This window comes from Streptomyces sp. NPDC007901 (assembly GCF_042959465.1).
Lineage (GTDB): Bacteria > Actinomycetota > Actinomycetes > Streptomycetales > Streptomycetaceae > Streptomyces.
In genome coordinates this window covers 284,783-299,496 of sequence record NZ_JBIBKW010000004.1, presented here as the reverse complement: position 1 = coordinate 299,496, position 14,714 = coordinate 284,783, and the positions used below count along the sequence as shown (strand labels likewise).

Genomic DNA, 14,714 nt, shown 5'->3' with positions numbered 1-14,714 from the left:
CCATGACCTCGTACGTCCGCTACAGCCCCGACCTCGAACAGCCCTTTCCGGACGAGGACGAACTCGTCCGCCAGGTCGTCGCGGCCATGGGCAAGGCCAACCAGCAGGTCGCCGACAAACACCGTCACGGCCTGCGCGACGCTCACGCCAAGAGCCACGGCGTCCTCGCCGGCGAGCTGCGCATCCAGTCCGGCCTCCCGGCGCACCTCGCCCAGGGCCTCTTCGCCGCACCGGCCATCTACCCGGTGATCGTCCGCTTCTCCTCCGCCCCCGGGGACCTGCGCTCCGACCAGGTGCCCGTCCAGCGCGGCCTCGCGATGAAGGTGATCGGCGCCCCCGGGCCCCGTGCCCTCGACGACGGCTTCACCACCCAGGACTTCCTCCTCGTCAACCACCCCACCCTGCCCTTCGGCAACATCGCCGAATACGCCAAACTCCAGGGCATCCTGGAGAAACAGCCCGGCCAGAGCGACCAGCAGCTCCAGCTCACCGGCGCGGCCGCCCGAGTGGCCGCCAAGGCCCTCACGCGCGTCGGACGTCCGCTGCCGCCCGCCGTCGAAACCCTGGCCGCCGCCAACGACCACATCCTCGGCGAGACCTTCCACTCCATGGCCGCGCTGCGCTACGGCGACCACGTGGCGAAGATGTCCGCCGCGCCCCGCTCGGCGAACGTCAGGGCCCTCACCGGCAGCCACGTCGACAAGAAGGCCGGCGAGTCGGCCCTGCGCGACCTCGTCATCGACTTCTTCGCGGACAACAGCGCCGAGTACGACATCCGCGCCCAGCTGTGCACGGACATCGACCGGATGCCGGTGGAGGACGCCTCGGTCCTGTGGCCCGAGGAACTGTCACCGCACCGGACCGTGGCCGTGCTGCATCTGCCCGCCCAGGACGCCTACAGCGACGCCCGCCGCCGCTACGCCGACGACGTCCTTTCCTTCAGCCCCTGGCACGCCCTGGAGGCCCACCGCCCGCTGGGCTCGATCATGCGCTCCCGCCGCGCCGCGTACCCCGCCTCCAGCGACTTCCGGCACCGCTTCAACGGCATCGAGCCGCAGGAGCCGTCCGACATCAAGGAGCTGCCCACCTGACCCGGACCCGGCCGACCCCGGATGCGTCCGGGGCCGGTCGGGACTCCCGTGCCAGAATGGGGAAGTCCATTCTTCGCCCTGGCTTCTTCGAGGTTCCTTTCGTGTCCCAGCCCGTCGGCCGTGTGCCCCAGCGACGCAACGCCCGGTCCAACCGGGCACGCATCCTGGCCACCGCCCGCCAGGAGCTCGGCCGGAACCCCGACATCACCCTGGAGGAACTCGCCCGCGCCTCCGGTGTCGTACGGCGCACGCTGTTCGGGCACTTCCCCGGCAGGGCAGCGCTCCTGGACGCGCTGGCCGAGGAGGCCGCCGAGGCCCTTCAGTCCGCCGTCGCGGTCGGCGCGGGGGTGACGGAACCGGCCGACCGGGCGCTCGCCCACTTCACGTTGGCGCTCTGGCCCGTGGGCGACCGGTACCGGATGCTCCTGGCGCTGGCCCGACGGGACCTCGGCATGGACCGTGTCGCCGGGATCCTGGAGCCCGCCCGGATCAGGTCCACGGCCATCCTGGAGCAGGGACAACGGGACGGGATCTTCCACTCCCAGCTGCAGGCCCCGGTGCTGAGCGCCGGTCTTGAGGCGATGACGGTCGCCCTGCTGGAGGAGGTCAACACCGGGGCGCTGGAGGACGACGGCACCCGGGTGGCCGTCACCACGCTCATCGCGGCCGGTGTGCCGGAGAAGCGGGCGCAGATCGTCGTCGACGAGGTGGCCGCCGCACAGGATGTCCCTGCTTGCTGAGCCGCGACACGCACCCGAGAGTCCGGGCTGTCGGCCTGGCCGGCCGCCAGGCGGGTGGGTGACACGCGCACGGTGAGCATCCGTCCATCAGGTGCGCCTGGAGCTGGCATCCCGGTGTCCCTGGAGGTTCGCCGGCCCATGGTGTGAGAGCGCCACAGCCTCTCGGCAGTGCGGCACTCGTCGCCCCCTGACACTCGGCTCTGCGTCCAGGTGCCTCTCGCCGTACATTGCTCATGTGGGGATCGACGTCGACATCTTCCTGCGTGATCTTGCCCGAGGGCTCAGGCCCCGCACGGACGAGCTGACGGACGCCGTGCTTCGGGAGATATCGCCCGACGTTCCCTGGGTGTGGGAGCACGAGGACACCGCCGTCGTGGCGTCGGCAGCCGTCTCCCAGCATGTCACCGCCGCGCTGGACATCAACGAGTACAGCCTCGACGCGGCCTCGCTAGCGGTCCCGCCCGCCGATATCGAGGCCGCTCGCGTGCTCGCGCGGCACGGAGTGCCGCTCAACGATTTCCTGCGCGCGTTCAGGCTGGGCCATGCGAGCCTCCACCGCATCGTCTGCGAGGAGGTCTCCCGGCTGGCCGCGGACGATGGCCTGGCCGGCGAAGCGGTGATCACTTTGAACGTACAGAGTTTCACGTACATGGACCGCGTCGCGGAAGAGGCCGTGGTGGCGTACCAGGAGGAGCGCGACCGCTGGCTGCAGCGTCGGCTGGTGGTGGTCAACGAGGCGAGCCGACGGGTCGGGGCCACACTCGACATCACCCGAACTGCGCAGGAACTGGCGGATGTGGGCACCGAATACCTCGCCGACCTGGTCACCGTCGACCTGCTCGACGCCCTGCTCCCGGGCAGGGCCCCACGACCGGCCACCGGCCGGCTGGTGCTGCGCCGGATCGCCCAGCGGTCCGCCCTGGACGACTGCCCGGACTCCGCGTTCCCGTTGGGGCAGGCCCACACCTTCCCCGAGGGGTCGGAGCCCGGCCGCGTGCTGGCCACCGGGCAGCCCATCCGGTACGGCATCACCGCCGCACAGGTCCCGCAGTGGATGGCACAGTCCGCGGTCCAACGGGAGGCCCTGCGTGCCTTCGGCGTCCATTCGATGCTGCTGGTGCCGCTGTGGGCCCACGGTGGGCCACTGGGCCTGGTGCAGTTCTTCCGGCACCGCACCACCGCCGCCTTCGACGAGGAGGAACTGCTCCTGGCCCAGGAGATCGCCTCGCGAGCCGCGATCCACCTCGACAACGCCAAGCGCTACACCCGCGAGCGTGACACCGCCCTCACCCTCCAGCGCAGTCTGCTGCCGGAGCCGGTGGCGGAACAGTGCGCGGTCGGGACGGCCTCCCGTTACCTGCCCGCCGAGTCCGGCGTGGGAGGCGACTGGTACGACGTGATCCCGCTCTCCGGAGCCCGTGTCGCACTCGTCGTCGGCGACGTGGTCGGCCGGGGCCTGCACGCCTGCGCCACCATGGGCCGGCTACGGACGGCCGTGCGCACCCTCGCGGACATCGATCTCATGCCCGATGAACTGCTGACCCATCTGGACGACGTGGTGATCCGGCTCCAGCGCGAGGAGACGCGGGGTTCGGACGAGATGAGCGCCACCTGCCTGTACGCGGTCTATGACCCGGTCTCCCGCCTGTGCTCAGTGGCCAGCGCCGGGCACCCGCTGCCGGCCCTGGTCTCTCCCGCGACGGTCGGCACCGGTGCGGCCGCACGTGCAGTCGTCTTCCCGGAGCTGCCGATCGGCCCGCCTCTGGGGCTGGGCGGGCTACCTTTCGAGACGGCCCAGTTCGAAGTGACGGAAGGCAGTCTGCTGGTCCTGTACACGGACGGCCTCATCGAAAGCCTCATCCGTGACGTGGACGCCGGGCTGGCGCTGCTGGCGGACGTCCTCGCCCGGGCGCCGGCCTCGTTGGAGGAGACCTGCGACGCGCTGCTGTCCGCGCTGCTCCCCACCAGCCCGGCCGACGACGTCGCCCTCCTGGTGGCCCGCACCCGGACGCTGGATGCCGGCCACGTCGCCACGTGGGATCTGCCCTCCGATCCGGCGGTGGTGGCCACCGCCCGTGAGCGTGCGTCGGACTCGTTGGCCGCATGGGGCCTGGAGGAGCTGGACTTCGCCACAAAGCTCATGGTCAGCGAACTGGTCACGAACGCGATCCGTTATGGAAAGGATCCGGTTCAGCTGCGGATGATCTACCAGTCGACACTGATGTGCGAAGTCGCCGACGGGAGCAGCACGGCCCCGCATCTGCGCCGGGCCCGTGTCTACGACGAGGGCGGCCGCGGTCTGCTGCTGGTCGCTCAGCTGGCTGAACGCTGGGGCACGCGGCATGGCCGCGAAGGCAAGGTCATCTGGGCCGAGCAGGCCCTGCCCGCCGCTGCGAGAGGGGGTGTCGCCCGTGCACCGCAGTGAGTCCGCGAGGCTCTCACCGAGGAAGCCCGCGAATCCCCGCCGGGCGCCGTAGGGGACCGCCACAGGACACGGTGGAGGCGCCCAGGGCTGCTGGAAGCGTTCCGAGACGACCGGAACACGGGTCGAGTCGGCGGGTCCATTACGGGAAGCCGATGGTGAAGCATCGGCTGATCTTGGTGTTCTCAGAGTCGCTCAATGAGGGGATCGCCGTGCTCAGCATGGAAGGCGGCCGCAAGGCAGAGCAGCCACGGGCGGAACGTCTCGCCTGCGCCGGAGCCGAAACCGCTCGCGGCCAGTGACCATCAGCAGCGGACCGCCGCCCGAGTATCAGCGGAAAGGAGAAGTGCTCGGCGTGCATGCGCTCCCGGGGAATGCCCTGGCGGTGGAGGTCACGGCTGAGTTCTTCAACTATGGCGGCGGGGCCGCACAGGAAGACGTGCAGGTAGCGTATGCCTCGGGTCATAGCGTGTGGTTCCAGTCGCCGTGCCACCCCTGGCGGTGTAGGGGCACGGCAGCCTTCTGCCGGTCGCCGATCTGGACTCCGGCCTTGGAGGCAGTGCTCAGGGGGCCAGGATGAGGCGGATCGGATCCCCGATCTTGTGTGTCAGCCGGTGGACAGCCTTGTCGGCCTCGGCCAGCGGGATGTGATCGGTGATGGAGGGCGCCAGGTCCAGTCGGCCGCTGGAGGCTAGCCGAATCAACTGGTAGACGTGATCGAACGACGAGCCGTAATGGCCCAACACCCGCTTGTTGAGGGCATTGAAGGTGAGCCGCTCAGAGAGCGTCAGCGGTGCGGTCGTGATGCCCACCAGAACAAGGGAACCATGATCACCGAGCATGGGTGACGCCTGTTCCCGAACGGCGGGCACACCGGCGAAGTCGAACGCGTAGTCGAGGCCGCGGCCTCCGGTCGCACGCAGCATCGCCGCCGCGAAGTCCTCGTCGGCGGAGTCGAGCGCGAGGTCGGCGCCGAAGGCGAGGGCACGCTCACGGGCGCTGGGCAGCGGGTCCACGGCGATGATCGGGGAGGCACCCATCATCCGCGCGAGCCGTACCGCGTGCGCGCCGACCCCGCCCACGCCCCAGATGCCGACTGCCTGCGCGGGCCGTACCGACACAGTGTCCGTCAGCGCGGCATACGAGGTGGAGACCGCGTCGGGGATGATCGCCGCCTGGTCGAAGGGCAGGTCGTCCGGGATGGGCACGACGGTGTCCTCGCGTGCGATCGTGTACTGCGCCCAGCCTCCGTCGTAGTCCACCCCACGACCGCGGAACTGGCTGCATGTTCCTCGCCGACCGCAGCCCTCACACATGCCACACGGTTGTCCAGCTTGGAGGGCGACACGGGTACCGACGGCCAGGTTCCGGGTGAGGCCGGGGCCGAGAGTGTGGATGACCCCGGCGTTCTCGTGGCCGAGGGTGAGTACGTCAGTGCCCGCGTGCAGTGGGGCGATGCTCCCGTCGATCAGGTGCAGGTCGGACAGGCACACGCCCGCCGCTTTCACCTCGACGAGCACCTCACCCGGGCCGGGCTCGGGGATCGGGATCTCTTCCAGGGAGAACTTCTTCGTCTTCAGGTTGAGCCGTCCGGCCAGCATGGTGTCCATCGGTGTCTGCCTTCTTGGTAGATGTGTCTGCGAACTCAGGCAAAAACGTCCTGCTGGTAGCGGCCCGCCGCTTCCAGCCCGGCAAGCCACGCACGGGAGGTGTCGGCGTCGCTGCCGGTGCGCTCCTGGTGGATCGCGATGAGCGCGTCCCGTACGGCCGGCGCCATGAAGCGGCCATCACCGCATACGTAGAGGTAGGCGCCGTTCTCCACGGACTCCCACACGGTGTCGGCCGCGAGGGCCAAGGCGTCCTGGACGTAGCGGGCCGGATGGTCGGGAACCGCCGAGAAGGCGGTGTGGATCCGGGCGACACCGGCCTTCGCCCAGGTCTCCCACTCCTCCCGGTAGAACCAGTCGTGCTCGGGATGCCGGCATCCGACGAACACCTGGGACAGGCCGATCGCCGTTCCGGCCGCGTGCTGCCAGGCACGTTCCTCCAGGAAGCCGCGCAAGGGCGCGATGCCCGTGCCGGGTCCGATGAGAATGAGCGGTACGGCCGGGTCGGCCGGCAGCGCGAAGGGCGGCGACGGGGCGCGGACGTAGCCGTACACGACATCCCCGGGCTGCGACCGCCCGAGGTACTGGGAGCACAGACCCCGGTATTCGCCCTCGCCCTCGCCCGCGAGGGCGGGCCCTTCAACCATTCCTACGGTGAGGCGCACGTGGTGCGGTTCGGCGAGGCAGGACGAGGAGATGGAGTAGAAGCGGGGCCGGATGGGGCCGACCATCTCCAGGAAGACGGCGGGCGGGAGTTCGACCGCGGGACAGCGTTCCAGCAGAGTCAGCACGGAGACGCGCTTTGCGAGGATTTCCTCGGCGTACTTCTCCTCCGCCTGCTCCAGCTGCTGCCGGGTGGCGGGGCAGCGGGTGTGCTCGGCCAGCGTTCGCAGGTGGTCGCGGGCGGCCACTTCCTGGAGCTCCAGGAAGTCGGTGAACAGCAGCTCCGCCGTGATCGGGACATCGACGGGCAGGTGCGTCCGGCCGGTGGAACTGATCCGGAGGACCTGGTCGTGGGCCAGGCTCAGCCTGGTCAGGGCGCGGGTGACCAGTTCCGGAGCGTTCTTCGCGAAGACCGCGAGGTGGTTCCCGGTGCCGTAGCCGACCCCGGCAGGCAGCTCCAGAGTGATGGACTTCGCCGGGGCGCGGGGCGCGGTGAGGTCGAAGTCCCACAAGCCGGTGGGGTCTTTGACGAGGTCCTCAATGGCCACCACGGTCAGCGGGTGGGCCTGGCTGGAGACAATCGAGGGACGGATGTCGGCCTCGGTGAGGAGGTCGACCTCGAAGCCCGGTGCGCTCTCGTCGGTGGTGTCGGCGGCGTACTCCTCGGCCAGGGCCGCCCACAGGGTGTCGGTCCAGGCCCGCGCCATGCCGTCGAAGTCCCCCGAGGCGTCGGCCTCACCACGGGCGACCAGGGAGGTGGCCCCGGCCGCAAGCAACGCGGCTTCGGCCCGCCGCGGGAACACCTGGTAGGTGTCCCACTGGGTGTTGCCGGTTCCGAGAACGGCCAGTCGTACGCCGGACAGCGCGCCCTCGGGCAGCCCCTGAGCGAGGACGTCGTCGAACTTCTGGGCGTTGTCGGGGGCTTTGCCGTTGTAGCTGGCGGTGACGACGATCAGCACGCCCTCCGTGGGCAGGTGGCCGGCGAGGTCGTCGAGGGTGCTGAGGGACGTCGCGAAGCCGGCCCGACCGGCCCGGTCGGCGATGGTGCGGGCCAGGTCCTCGGAGCTGCCGAGGTTGGAGCCGTAGGCGACGGCCAGGTTCACACCCACGGTGTGCAGGGCCTCGGCCTCCGGCTCGGGCTGCGGCGACTGCACCGCGGCCGGACGCCGGTTGCGGGGCTGCCGGGTCTGCAGCCGCAGCGTGAAGCCGGACGGCTTGTACGTGAGCGCCTCCTCGACATGCAGCCGGTAGTCGCTCGGGGCGGAGACAGCGAACCGTCGCAGGACGAGCGCGAGGGCGAGCCGGGCCTCGGTCAGCGCGAACTGCCGCCCGATGCAGGCACGTTCACCTGTGCCGAAGGGGCGGTAGGCGTACGGGTGGTGCTGGGCCTTGTTCTCGGGCAGCCACCGGTCGATGTCGAACTCGTACGGTCGCTCCCATGCTTTGGGGTGGGTGTGGAGGAGAGGGAAGAGCAGACTGACCTTCTGGCCCCTGCGCACCGGGTGGCCGCCTAGCTCGGTGTCCTCCAGCGGTGCCTTGCTGATGGCCGGGACGGGAGCCCACAGCCGGAGCGTCTCACTGAGGATGCGCGGGATCACGTCCAACCGCATGACGGTCTCGTAGTCGGGAGGGCCGTCTTCCGGCAGTAGCTGGTCGACCTCGTCGTATGCCTGGGCCAGGACGTAAGGGTTGCGCATCAGCAGATACAGGGCGAAGGACAGCAGGCCGCTGGTGGCCTCATGGCCGGCGATGAGGAACGTCAAGGTCTGATCGCGCACGTTCGCGTCGTCGAGCCGCCGCCCGGTGACCGGGTCCGTCGCCTCCATCATGAGGCCGAGGAGGTCGTCCCGGCCGGTCTCGCCCGAGCGGCGGCGCTGCTCGATCACCCGGTCGACCAGCTGCCGCATCTGGCGGATGCTCTGCTGGTACGTCCGATCCTCCACGCGTCGCAGCCGGGTGACCAGCGGCATGTGACGGGTGCGGTTCATCACCTCTGTCAGGGCGCGCAACATCGCCTGGAGAAAGGGGTCCAGCTCCTCGCTGCGGAACGAGTCGAACCGGTGCCCGAACCCGCACAGTCCAATGGTGTCCAGAGTCAACCGGGTCATGTCGTCGGACACGTTGACGGGACGCGCCCCGGCCGCCTCCCATGTGCGCACCAACTCCTGGGCGACGTCGAGCATCTGTGGGAAGTACGCCTTCATGGACCGCTGGCTGAAGGCAGGGATCAGGATGCGGTGCGCCTGACCCCAGACCTCCTCGTCGTCCCGGGCCGTGAAGAGTCCTGATCCGACGAAGTCCCGCAGGTGGGACAGCGGTGGCGCGATCACCTTCCCGAAACGGGCTTCGTCGCACACCTCGGCCGCGAGGTCGGGGTCGGTGACGAAGACCTGCTCAAGACCGCCGATCTCCATGGAGAAGACGCCCTCGGGGTAGCGGCGGCCGACTTCGGTGATGTACTGGATCGGATGGTGCGGCGGGATCTGTGGGGTGTTGCCCACGAGAGGGATGCCGTGTGGTGCGGGGATCGCGGGGATGCCGTTCATGGGTGACTCCTGCGGACGGCGGTGCCGTCGCGGTCAGGGCGTGTCCTACGCCGACTGTTTGCTTGCCGCCCGGGCACGCTGGACCAGGGCGTACGAGCGGGTCGTCTGGCGCATGACCAGGGTCTGCAGGGCGAGTTGCAGCCCCCGGTCGACATCGCCTCCCACCTGGAGCCAGAAGTCGCAGGCATGGTCGGAGTAGGCCTCAGGGTGGCGCAGCACCAACTCGTCGTAGCGTTCCGCCGCCCGGTCCCGCCACGGCTGAGCCTCCTGGTGCCGGCCGACGGCGCGCAGGGCGAGTGCCAGGTGGGAGGCGTACTCGGGGTCGTCACTCGTCTCCGCCAGGGGACGCAGGCGGTCGGCGGCTGCATCGGCGTCTCCGCACAGGAGTTCCACCTCGGCGAGGTGACCGATGGCAGGGGCGTAACCGGGCACTCGGCGTCGGGCGGCGTCGAACGCTTCGCGGGCCGCGGGCAGTTCCCCATCGCGCAGCCACATCACCCCGCGCCGGAAGTCCAGTTGGGCGAGAGGGAAAGGCGAGACACCCCGGTAGGCGTTCCGGGCCTCCTGGAAGACGTGCACCGCCTCCGCGATGTTGCCGCTTTCCGCATGGAGGACGGCGAGGGCGCTCAGCATGGCGAAGTCCGACCGGCGCGGGGCTGCCTCCCTCAGCAGAAGGTGAGCCTCGCCGTAGCAGCCGACCGCCTGCATGATCGCCGCTCGTTCCGCGGCCAGGCCGTCCGGTCGCGCGCCTGCTCGGTCCGCAGCGTCGAGGTCGGACATGGCCTCTGCGAATCGGTGCAGGGTCGCCCGGGCCCGAGCCCGGGCCGACAGCGCGGTGGAGCTGTCGGGCGCGTTCTCCACCAACCGGTCGGCGAGTTGCGCGGCCTGCTCGTAGTCGGCGACGCGCCCCAGGAAGTGTCCGCGCAGAGTGAGGAGATCCACGAGCACGGACTGCTGCGCGACGGCGAAGTGGGCGGCGGGACCCGTCAGCCGTGCTTGGACCGCCAACCCGTCGATCTGCGCGGAGAGGTTGGTCAGGGCCAGCGTGCCGTCCGTGGTACGCGGCTCGTGTCGGTCCGTGGTGGTCCCGGTCATGCCGCTGCCTCCTCGGGAGGCGGCGCCAGGGCGGCGAACAGGGTCATCAGGTCCGGAGGGGTCGGGTTGGGGGACACGAGATAGGGGAATTCGTGCCTCGCCGGCTGGGTCGCCTGATCGACGCCGTCGCTGACGCGGTCTCCGTCGACGCCGTTCACCAGGAGCGTGAAGAGGGTGTCCACGATGTCGTCGTTGGGCGCGCGGCCACCGCAGGTGGTGTGCTCACGTCCGGCGAGCAGGGCGGTCTCGATCTCGAAGCAGCTGTTCTCGGAGAACGGCTTGGAGACATCCACGACGAGGAAGTCCGCCAGGAGCAGGTCGGTCAGCGGGTGGACGCCTTGTTCGTCCAGAGGCCAAACGGTCTCGCCGGCGAGGCGGTCGAAGTAGGCCAGGTTGGCGTTGAACCGGGCCCGGTAGGCACCCTCGTAGTCCTGCCGGACGGCGAAGGCGTCCTCCTCGTTGTAGAGGTCGCGGATCTCCAGGTCGCTGTTGACGGGGTCGAACTTCTTGCTCGCCAGGATGACGTTCTTGATCTCCGGTCGGCCCATGCGCTCCAGGCGGGTCGGCCGCCCGCCCGAGATGACGGTCTCGCCGACGACACCGAACAGAGGACCACTGTCCGATCCGAACACTGCCTCGGGGTCGACCTCGACGACGATGCTCAGGACGTTCATGCCTTCGAGGATGTTGGTCGCGCCCTCGGGCTGGAACGCCAGCTTCTCGATGGCATCGGATGCGAGGACACCCTTGAGATTGATGAAGAACGGGTCGAGCCTCGGCCCGGCGAAGATGCGCACCCCGGCCGTCTCGGTGGGCTTCTCGTCGCCGACCTGGAAGAGGATCTGCTCACCGCTGGGCAGGGTGCACGTACCGATCTGCACCGGATGCTCGCTGCCCGGGACCTCGCCGGGGGCGGCGAAGGTGAAGTCGAGACTGTACGCGGCCTCACCGACGGTGAAGGCCCGGTCGGCCGGTGTGACCGGACGCGCCCGGAACCGGTAGGTGAGCGCGTCGGAGAACAGCGCCGTCGGCGCGGCGGCCGGGAACACGTCGAGCACCAGGACCAGGCGGCCGGGGCGGTCCGGGCTGGGGAAGGCGTAGACGTCCGCGACGTCGGACGCGGGGTCGAAAAGGATGCGCGGTCCGGAGAAGTGATCAGCCATGGTCGGCTCCTTGACAGTCAGGTGCGGGGAAGTCAGGTGTCCAGGTCGGCGAGCCAGCGCAGGGCGCTCAGACTCGGCAGGAAGCAGTACTCGCCGCCTCGGTTGACGACGAACGCCGGCAGCCCCTGGAAGCGGCGGCGGATCGGTTTGCGGGGCACGGTGAACTGGCCCTCGTCGTTGGCGCCGACGAGTGGGTCCTTCTCGGTGGGGGAGCCGATGAACTTGCCGTCGTTCACCCACTGCGTCTGCACGAACTCGAACTGCCGGGCGAGGTGGGCGCCGACGAAGGCGAAGACGATGCCGCGTTCGGCGCCGTCGTCCTCGTAGACACCGGGGGGAAGCTGGGAACCGTAGTTGGTGCCGCGCCGGATCATGCGGTGCAGGCGTGCCTCACCGGTGATGACCGAGTCGCGCGGGTTCATCCGCCGGGCGTGCGAGCCGAGCGGGCACTTCAGGCCCTGCGGGTCGTCGCCGTACTGGAAATCGTTGTTGCGCGTGGGATCGGCGCCGAGTTCGGGGTCGTCCTTGTCGGGCGCCAGGGACAGCGGGGCACCACTGGGCCAGCGGCCGACGAACTTGGCGGCCAGCAGTTCCTCCTCCGCGCGGTCGGCGGCACGGTCCCGCATGTACTGGCGGAAGTCGGCCACGCGCGTGTGCAGCTTGCGGAAGACCGCGTAGGTGCCGTTGCGGCCCAGCACGTCGGGCTGCGGCACCTGGGCGACGCTGCCGGTCTCGTCCTCGTACCCGAGAATGAACTCGCCCGCCTTCAACGGCACTTCGCGGGAGTTGGTGCCGGGGATGCCGGTCCCTTCGATGGCCGGCTGGCCGATGCCGTCCTTGAAGCCGAACGGTTCGCGCTCGTCCGGCGCTGCATACACGTCCTGCTGCCAGATCGGTACGACGCCGGGCAGATCCCGCATCGCGTCGCGGGCCAGGAGGAGGATCGCTTCCAACCGGGCGGCATCGGGGGCCAGGCCGGCCAGCATGAGGTGGATGTCCTTGGAGCCGAGCGGAGGCTCCCAGTTCTCGGGCGCGCTCTCGCCCACGTCACCGAGTTCGGCGGCCCGTGCGGCCATGCCCTGCTGGAACTCGGGGGAGAAGGTGGCCAGCGAGTCCTCGGGCACGCCCATGGCCCGCAGGCCTTCGAAGCTGAAGCCCACGGCGAGCGAGACCTGACGCCGTGCGTCGAAGGTGGCGGCCGAGTCGAGGATCGGGATCAGACGACGCAGCAGTTCGCGTGCCTGCCGACGGTCGTCGATGCGCAGTGCCAGGTAGGCGCCGGCATAGGGGGTCGGCCGGGGCTGGAGGGCGGCGGCCTGGATGTCGTGGAGTTCGAGGGCGCTGCGCTGGTCCGTGCTCATGATGCCTTCACAGTTCTCTTCGCGCTGCTCGTCCGGCGTGCGCAGGGGGCGTCACCGCCCCCTGCGCGGCGTGCGGCTGGTTCAGGAGGCGGCCAGATCGAGCAGCGGCTTCAGCACGGGGTGCGAGAGCGCCTCCTCGGCGGCGGGGTCGTCGAGGACCTGCTGGAAGGCCATGTCCAGCAGCTGCCCCTTGATGATCTGCGACATCGTCACCACGCCCAGAGGGTTGAAGTAGACGGCCGCCGGGGTCTGCACCGACTGGATGATCTTCTTGAGACCGGCGCTGGCCTTGCGTGCGTTCGCCTCGAAGTCCGGGTGGTTCTTGTCCAGCGCGTCGAGGCCGCCGTTGTCCTCCAGCCACTGCAGGAGGACATCTGCCTGGGAGGTGTGCTGCATCCAGTCGAAGAAGTGCGGGGCGCCCACGATCAGCAGGGCATCCTCCAGGTACGGGTCCCAGTCGGTCTCGAAGGTGGTGGCCCAGAGCAGCCGACGGCCCTCATCGAAGATCACGTGCCGGGAGTCGCGCAGCCCGGTCTTGATGGTCTCGGCGGGGTCGGAGGCGCGCAGCACCTCGACGAAGCGACCCAGAGCGGCTCGCAGTTCCTCTTCGTGACCCGGCTTGACGTCGAAGTAGGCCGCCAGCTCGGAGACGACGCCGTCGCTGAGGCCCTTGCCGGATTTCTTGTCGACGATCGATGTCATGGCTTTCTCCCTTGTGCGCAATATGTGAGCGTTGTGTCGACATTGACGTTGTCCTCAGTCGCGCGGAACGTCACCTCGGGCGTACGGCGCTCCTGCGAGACGGATTGGCTCACATCCGGGACGTGGGCCAACCTGTCCAACGACCCGGCAACTTGATGATGTCATCAGTTGTGCGGGAACTGTCAACCCTTCGCGAGGAGGGCATCGCCTGCAGGGCGCGATCGGCGCGCCGGTTTGTGGTGATATGAAAACTTCTTCGCGGACAGCAGCGCCGAGTACGACATCCGCGCCCAGCTGTGCACGGACATCGACCGGACCGTGGCCGTGCTGCATCTGCCCGCCCAGGACGCCTACAGCGACGCCCGCCGCCGCTACGCCGACGACGTCCTTTCCTTCAGCCCCTGGCACGCCCTGGAGGCCCACCGCCCGCTGGGCTCGATCATGCGCTCCCGCCGCGCCGCGTACCCCGCCTCCAGCGACTTCCGGCACCGCTTCAACGGCATCGAGCCGCAGGAGCCGTCCGACATCAAGGAACTGCCCACCTGATCCGGACCCGGCCGACCCCGGATGCGTCCGCGGGTCGGTCGGGCCCCGCGTGCCAGAATGGGGAAGTCCCTTCTCCGCGCTGTCTTCTTCGAGGTTCCTTTCGTGTCCCAGCCCGTCGGCCGTGTGCCCCAGCGACGCAACGCCCGGTCCAACCGGGCACGCATCCTGGCCACCGCCCGCCAGGAGCTCGGCCGGAACCCCGACATCACCCTGGAGGAACTCGCCCGCGCCTCCGGTGTCGTACGGCGCACGCTGTTCGGGCACTTCCCCGGGCGGGCAGCGCTCCTGGACGCGCTGGCCGAGGAGGCCGCCGAGGCGCTCCAGGCCGCTGTTACGGTCGGAGCAGGCGCGACGGAACCGGCGGACCGGGCGCTCGCCCACTTCACGTTGGCGCTCTGGCCTGTGGGCGACCGGTACCGGATGCTCCTGGCGCTGGCCCGACGGGACCTCGGCATGGACCGTGTCGCCGGGATCCTGGAGCCCGCCCGGATCAGGTCCACGGCCATCCTGGAGCAGGGACAACGGGACGGGATCTTCCACTCCCAGCTGCAGGCCCCGGTGCTGAGCGCCGGTCTTGAGGCGATGACGGTCGCCCTGCTGGAAGAGGTCAACACCGGGGCGCTGGAGGACGACGGCACCCGGGTGGCCGTCACCACGCTCATCGCGGCCGGTGTGCCGGAGAAGCGGGCGCAGATCGTCGTCGACGAGGTGGCCGCCGCCGAGGGGTGAGATCGCCCCTGCAGTCCGACGTGACCCCGGTGCGAAGCGCCGGGGTCTT

Annotated in this window: 11 protein-coding genes; 5 read left to right on the top strand and 6 right to left on the bottom strand. The window is 69.8% G+C overall.

Going from position 1 to position 14,714, the window contains the following annotated elements; translation table 11 throughout:
* Window positions 1-2 precede the first annotated feature (2 nt).
* The 3 genes from ACFZDK_RS15990 (at window position 3) to ACFZDK_RS15980 (ending at window position 4,256) form a co-directional block, all read left to right on the top strand.
* Entirely contained in the window at window positions 3-1,091 is a 1,089-nt protein-coding gene (locus ACFZDK_RS15990; RefSeq protein WP_390972919.1) for a catalase family protein, read from the top strand.
* 101 nt (window positions 1,092-1,192) lie between these two features.
* Complete coding sequence (locus tag ACFZDK_RS15985) at window positions 1,193-1,831, top strand: TetR family transcriptional regulator (RefSeq protein WP_390972918.1); 639 nt, start codon at window positions 1,193-1,195, stop codon at window positions 1,829-1,831.
* Between the two features lie 235 nt (window positions 1,832-2,066).
* Entirely contained in the window at window positions 2,067-4,256 is a 2,190-nt protein-coding gene (locus tag ACFZDK_RS15980; RefSeq protein ID WP_390972916.1) for a SpoIIE family protein phosphatase, read from the top strand.
* Between the two features lie 560 nt (window positions 4,257-4,816).
* Here ACFZDK_RS15980 and ACFZDK_RS15975 read toward each other — a convergent pair.
* The 6 genes from ACFZDK_RS15975 to ACFZDK_RS15950 form a co-directional block, all read right to left on the bottom strand.
* Window positions 4,817-5,863: a zinc-binding dehydrogenase gene (locus ACFZDK_RS15975; RefSeq protein WP_390972914.1), complete on the bottom strand. Its 1,047-nt coding sequence runs from the start codon at window positions 5,861-5,863 to the stop codon at window positions 4,817-4,819.
* A 35-nt stretch (window positions 5,864-5,898) separates the two neighbouring features.
* Entirely contained in the window at window positions 5,899-9,069 is a 3,171-nt protein-coding gene (locus ACFZDK_RS15970; RefSeq protein ID WP_390972913.1) for a cytochrome P450, read from the bottom strand.
* A gap of 45 nt (window positions 9,070-9,114) precedes the next feature.
* Window positions 9,115-10,164: a tetratricopeptide repeat protein gene (locus ACFZDK_RS15965; protein WP_390972911.1), complete on the bottom strand. Its 1,050-nt coding sequence runs from the start codon at window positions 10,162-10,164 to the stop codon at window positions 9,115-9,117.
* On the bottom strand, window positions 10,161-11,327 hold the full coding sequence (locus tag ACFZDK_RS15960; RefSeq protein WP_390972909.1) for a DUF4331 family protein: 1,167 nt from the start codon (window positions 11,325-11,327) through the stop codon (window positions 10,161-10,163). The genes ACFZDK_RS15965 and ACFZDK_RS15960 overlap by 4 nt, the downstream gene beginning before the upstream one ends.
* A 32-nt stretch (window positions 11,328-11,359) precedes the next feature.
* Window positions 11,360-12,688, bottom strand: a complete 1,329-nt coding sequence (locus ACFZDK_RS15955; protein WP_390972908.1) for a Dyp-type peroxidase — start codon at window positions 12,686-12,688, stop codon at window positions 11,360-11,362.
* A gap of 81 nt (window positions 12,689-12,769) precedes the next feature.
* The gene (locus tag ACFZDK_RS15950) at window positions 12,770-13,390 is read right to left on the bottom strand and encodes a hypothetical protein (RefSeq protein WP_390972906.1); all 621 of its coding nucleotides are present in this window, start codon (window positions 13,388-13,390) and stop codon (window positions 12,770-12,772) included.
* A gap of 318 nt (window positions 13,391-13,708) precedes the next feature.
* Between ACFZDK_RS15950 and ACFZDK_RS15945 the strand changes: the two genes are divergently transcribed.
* Both ACFZDK_RS15945 and ACFZDK_RS15940 read left to right on the top strand, forming a co-directional pair.
* Window positions 13,709-13,936, top strand: coding sequence for a hypothetical protein (locus ACFZDK_RS15945; RefSeq protein ID WP_390972904.1), 228 nt, complete (start codon window positions 13,709-13,711; stop codon window positions 13,934-13,936).
* 102 nt (window positions 13,937-14,038) lie between these two features.
* Window positions 14,039-14,665, top strand: coding sequence for a TetR family transcriptional regulator (locus ACFZDK_RS15940; protein ID WP_390972902.1), 627 nt, complete (start codon window positions 14,039-14,041; stop codon window positions 14,663-14,665).
* Window positions 14,666-14,714: the final 49 nt, after the last annotated feature.

Bases quoted from the DNA above. Each gene is read 5' to 3' on its own strand.
- ACFZDK_RS15965 (WP_390972911.1), bottom strand. From the start codon at position 10,164: ATGACCGGGACCACCACGGACCGACACGAGCCGCGTACCACGGACGGC.
- ACFZDK_RS15955 (WP_390972908.1), bottom strand. From the start codon at position 12,688: ATGAGCACGGACCAGCGCAGCGCCCTCGAACTCCACGACATCCAGGCC.
- ACFZDK_RS15990 (WP_390972919.1), top strand. From the start codon at position 3: ATGACCTCGTACGTCCGCTACAGCCCCGACCTCGAACAGCCCTTTCCG.
- ACFZDK_RS15970 (WP_390972913.1), bottom strand. From the start codon at position 9,069: ATGAACGGCATCCCCGCGATCCCCGCACCACACGGCATCCCTCTCGTG.
- ACFZDK_RS15975 (WP_390972914.1), bottom strand. From the start codon at position 5,863: ATGGACACCATGCTGGCCGGACGGCTCAACCTGAAGACGAAGAAGTTC.
- ACFZDK_RS15950 (WP_390972906.1), bottom strand. From the start codon at position 13,390: ATGACATCGATCGTCGACAAGAAATCCGGCAAGGGCCTCAGCGACGGC.
- ACFZDK_RS15960 (WP_390972909.1), bottom strand. From the start codon at position 11,327: ATGGCTGATCACTTCTCCGGACCGCGCATCCTTTTCGACCCCGCGTCC.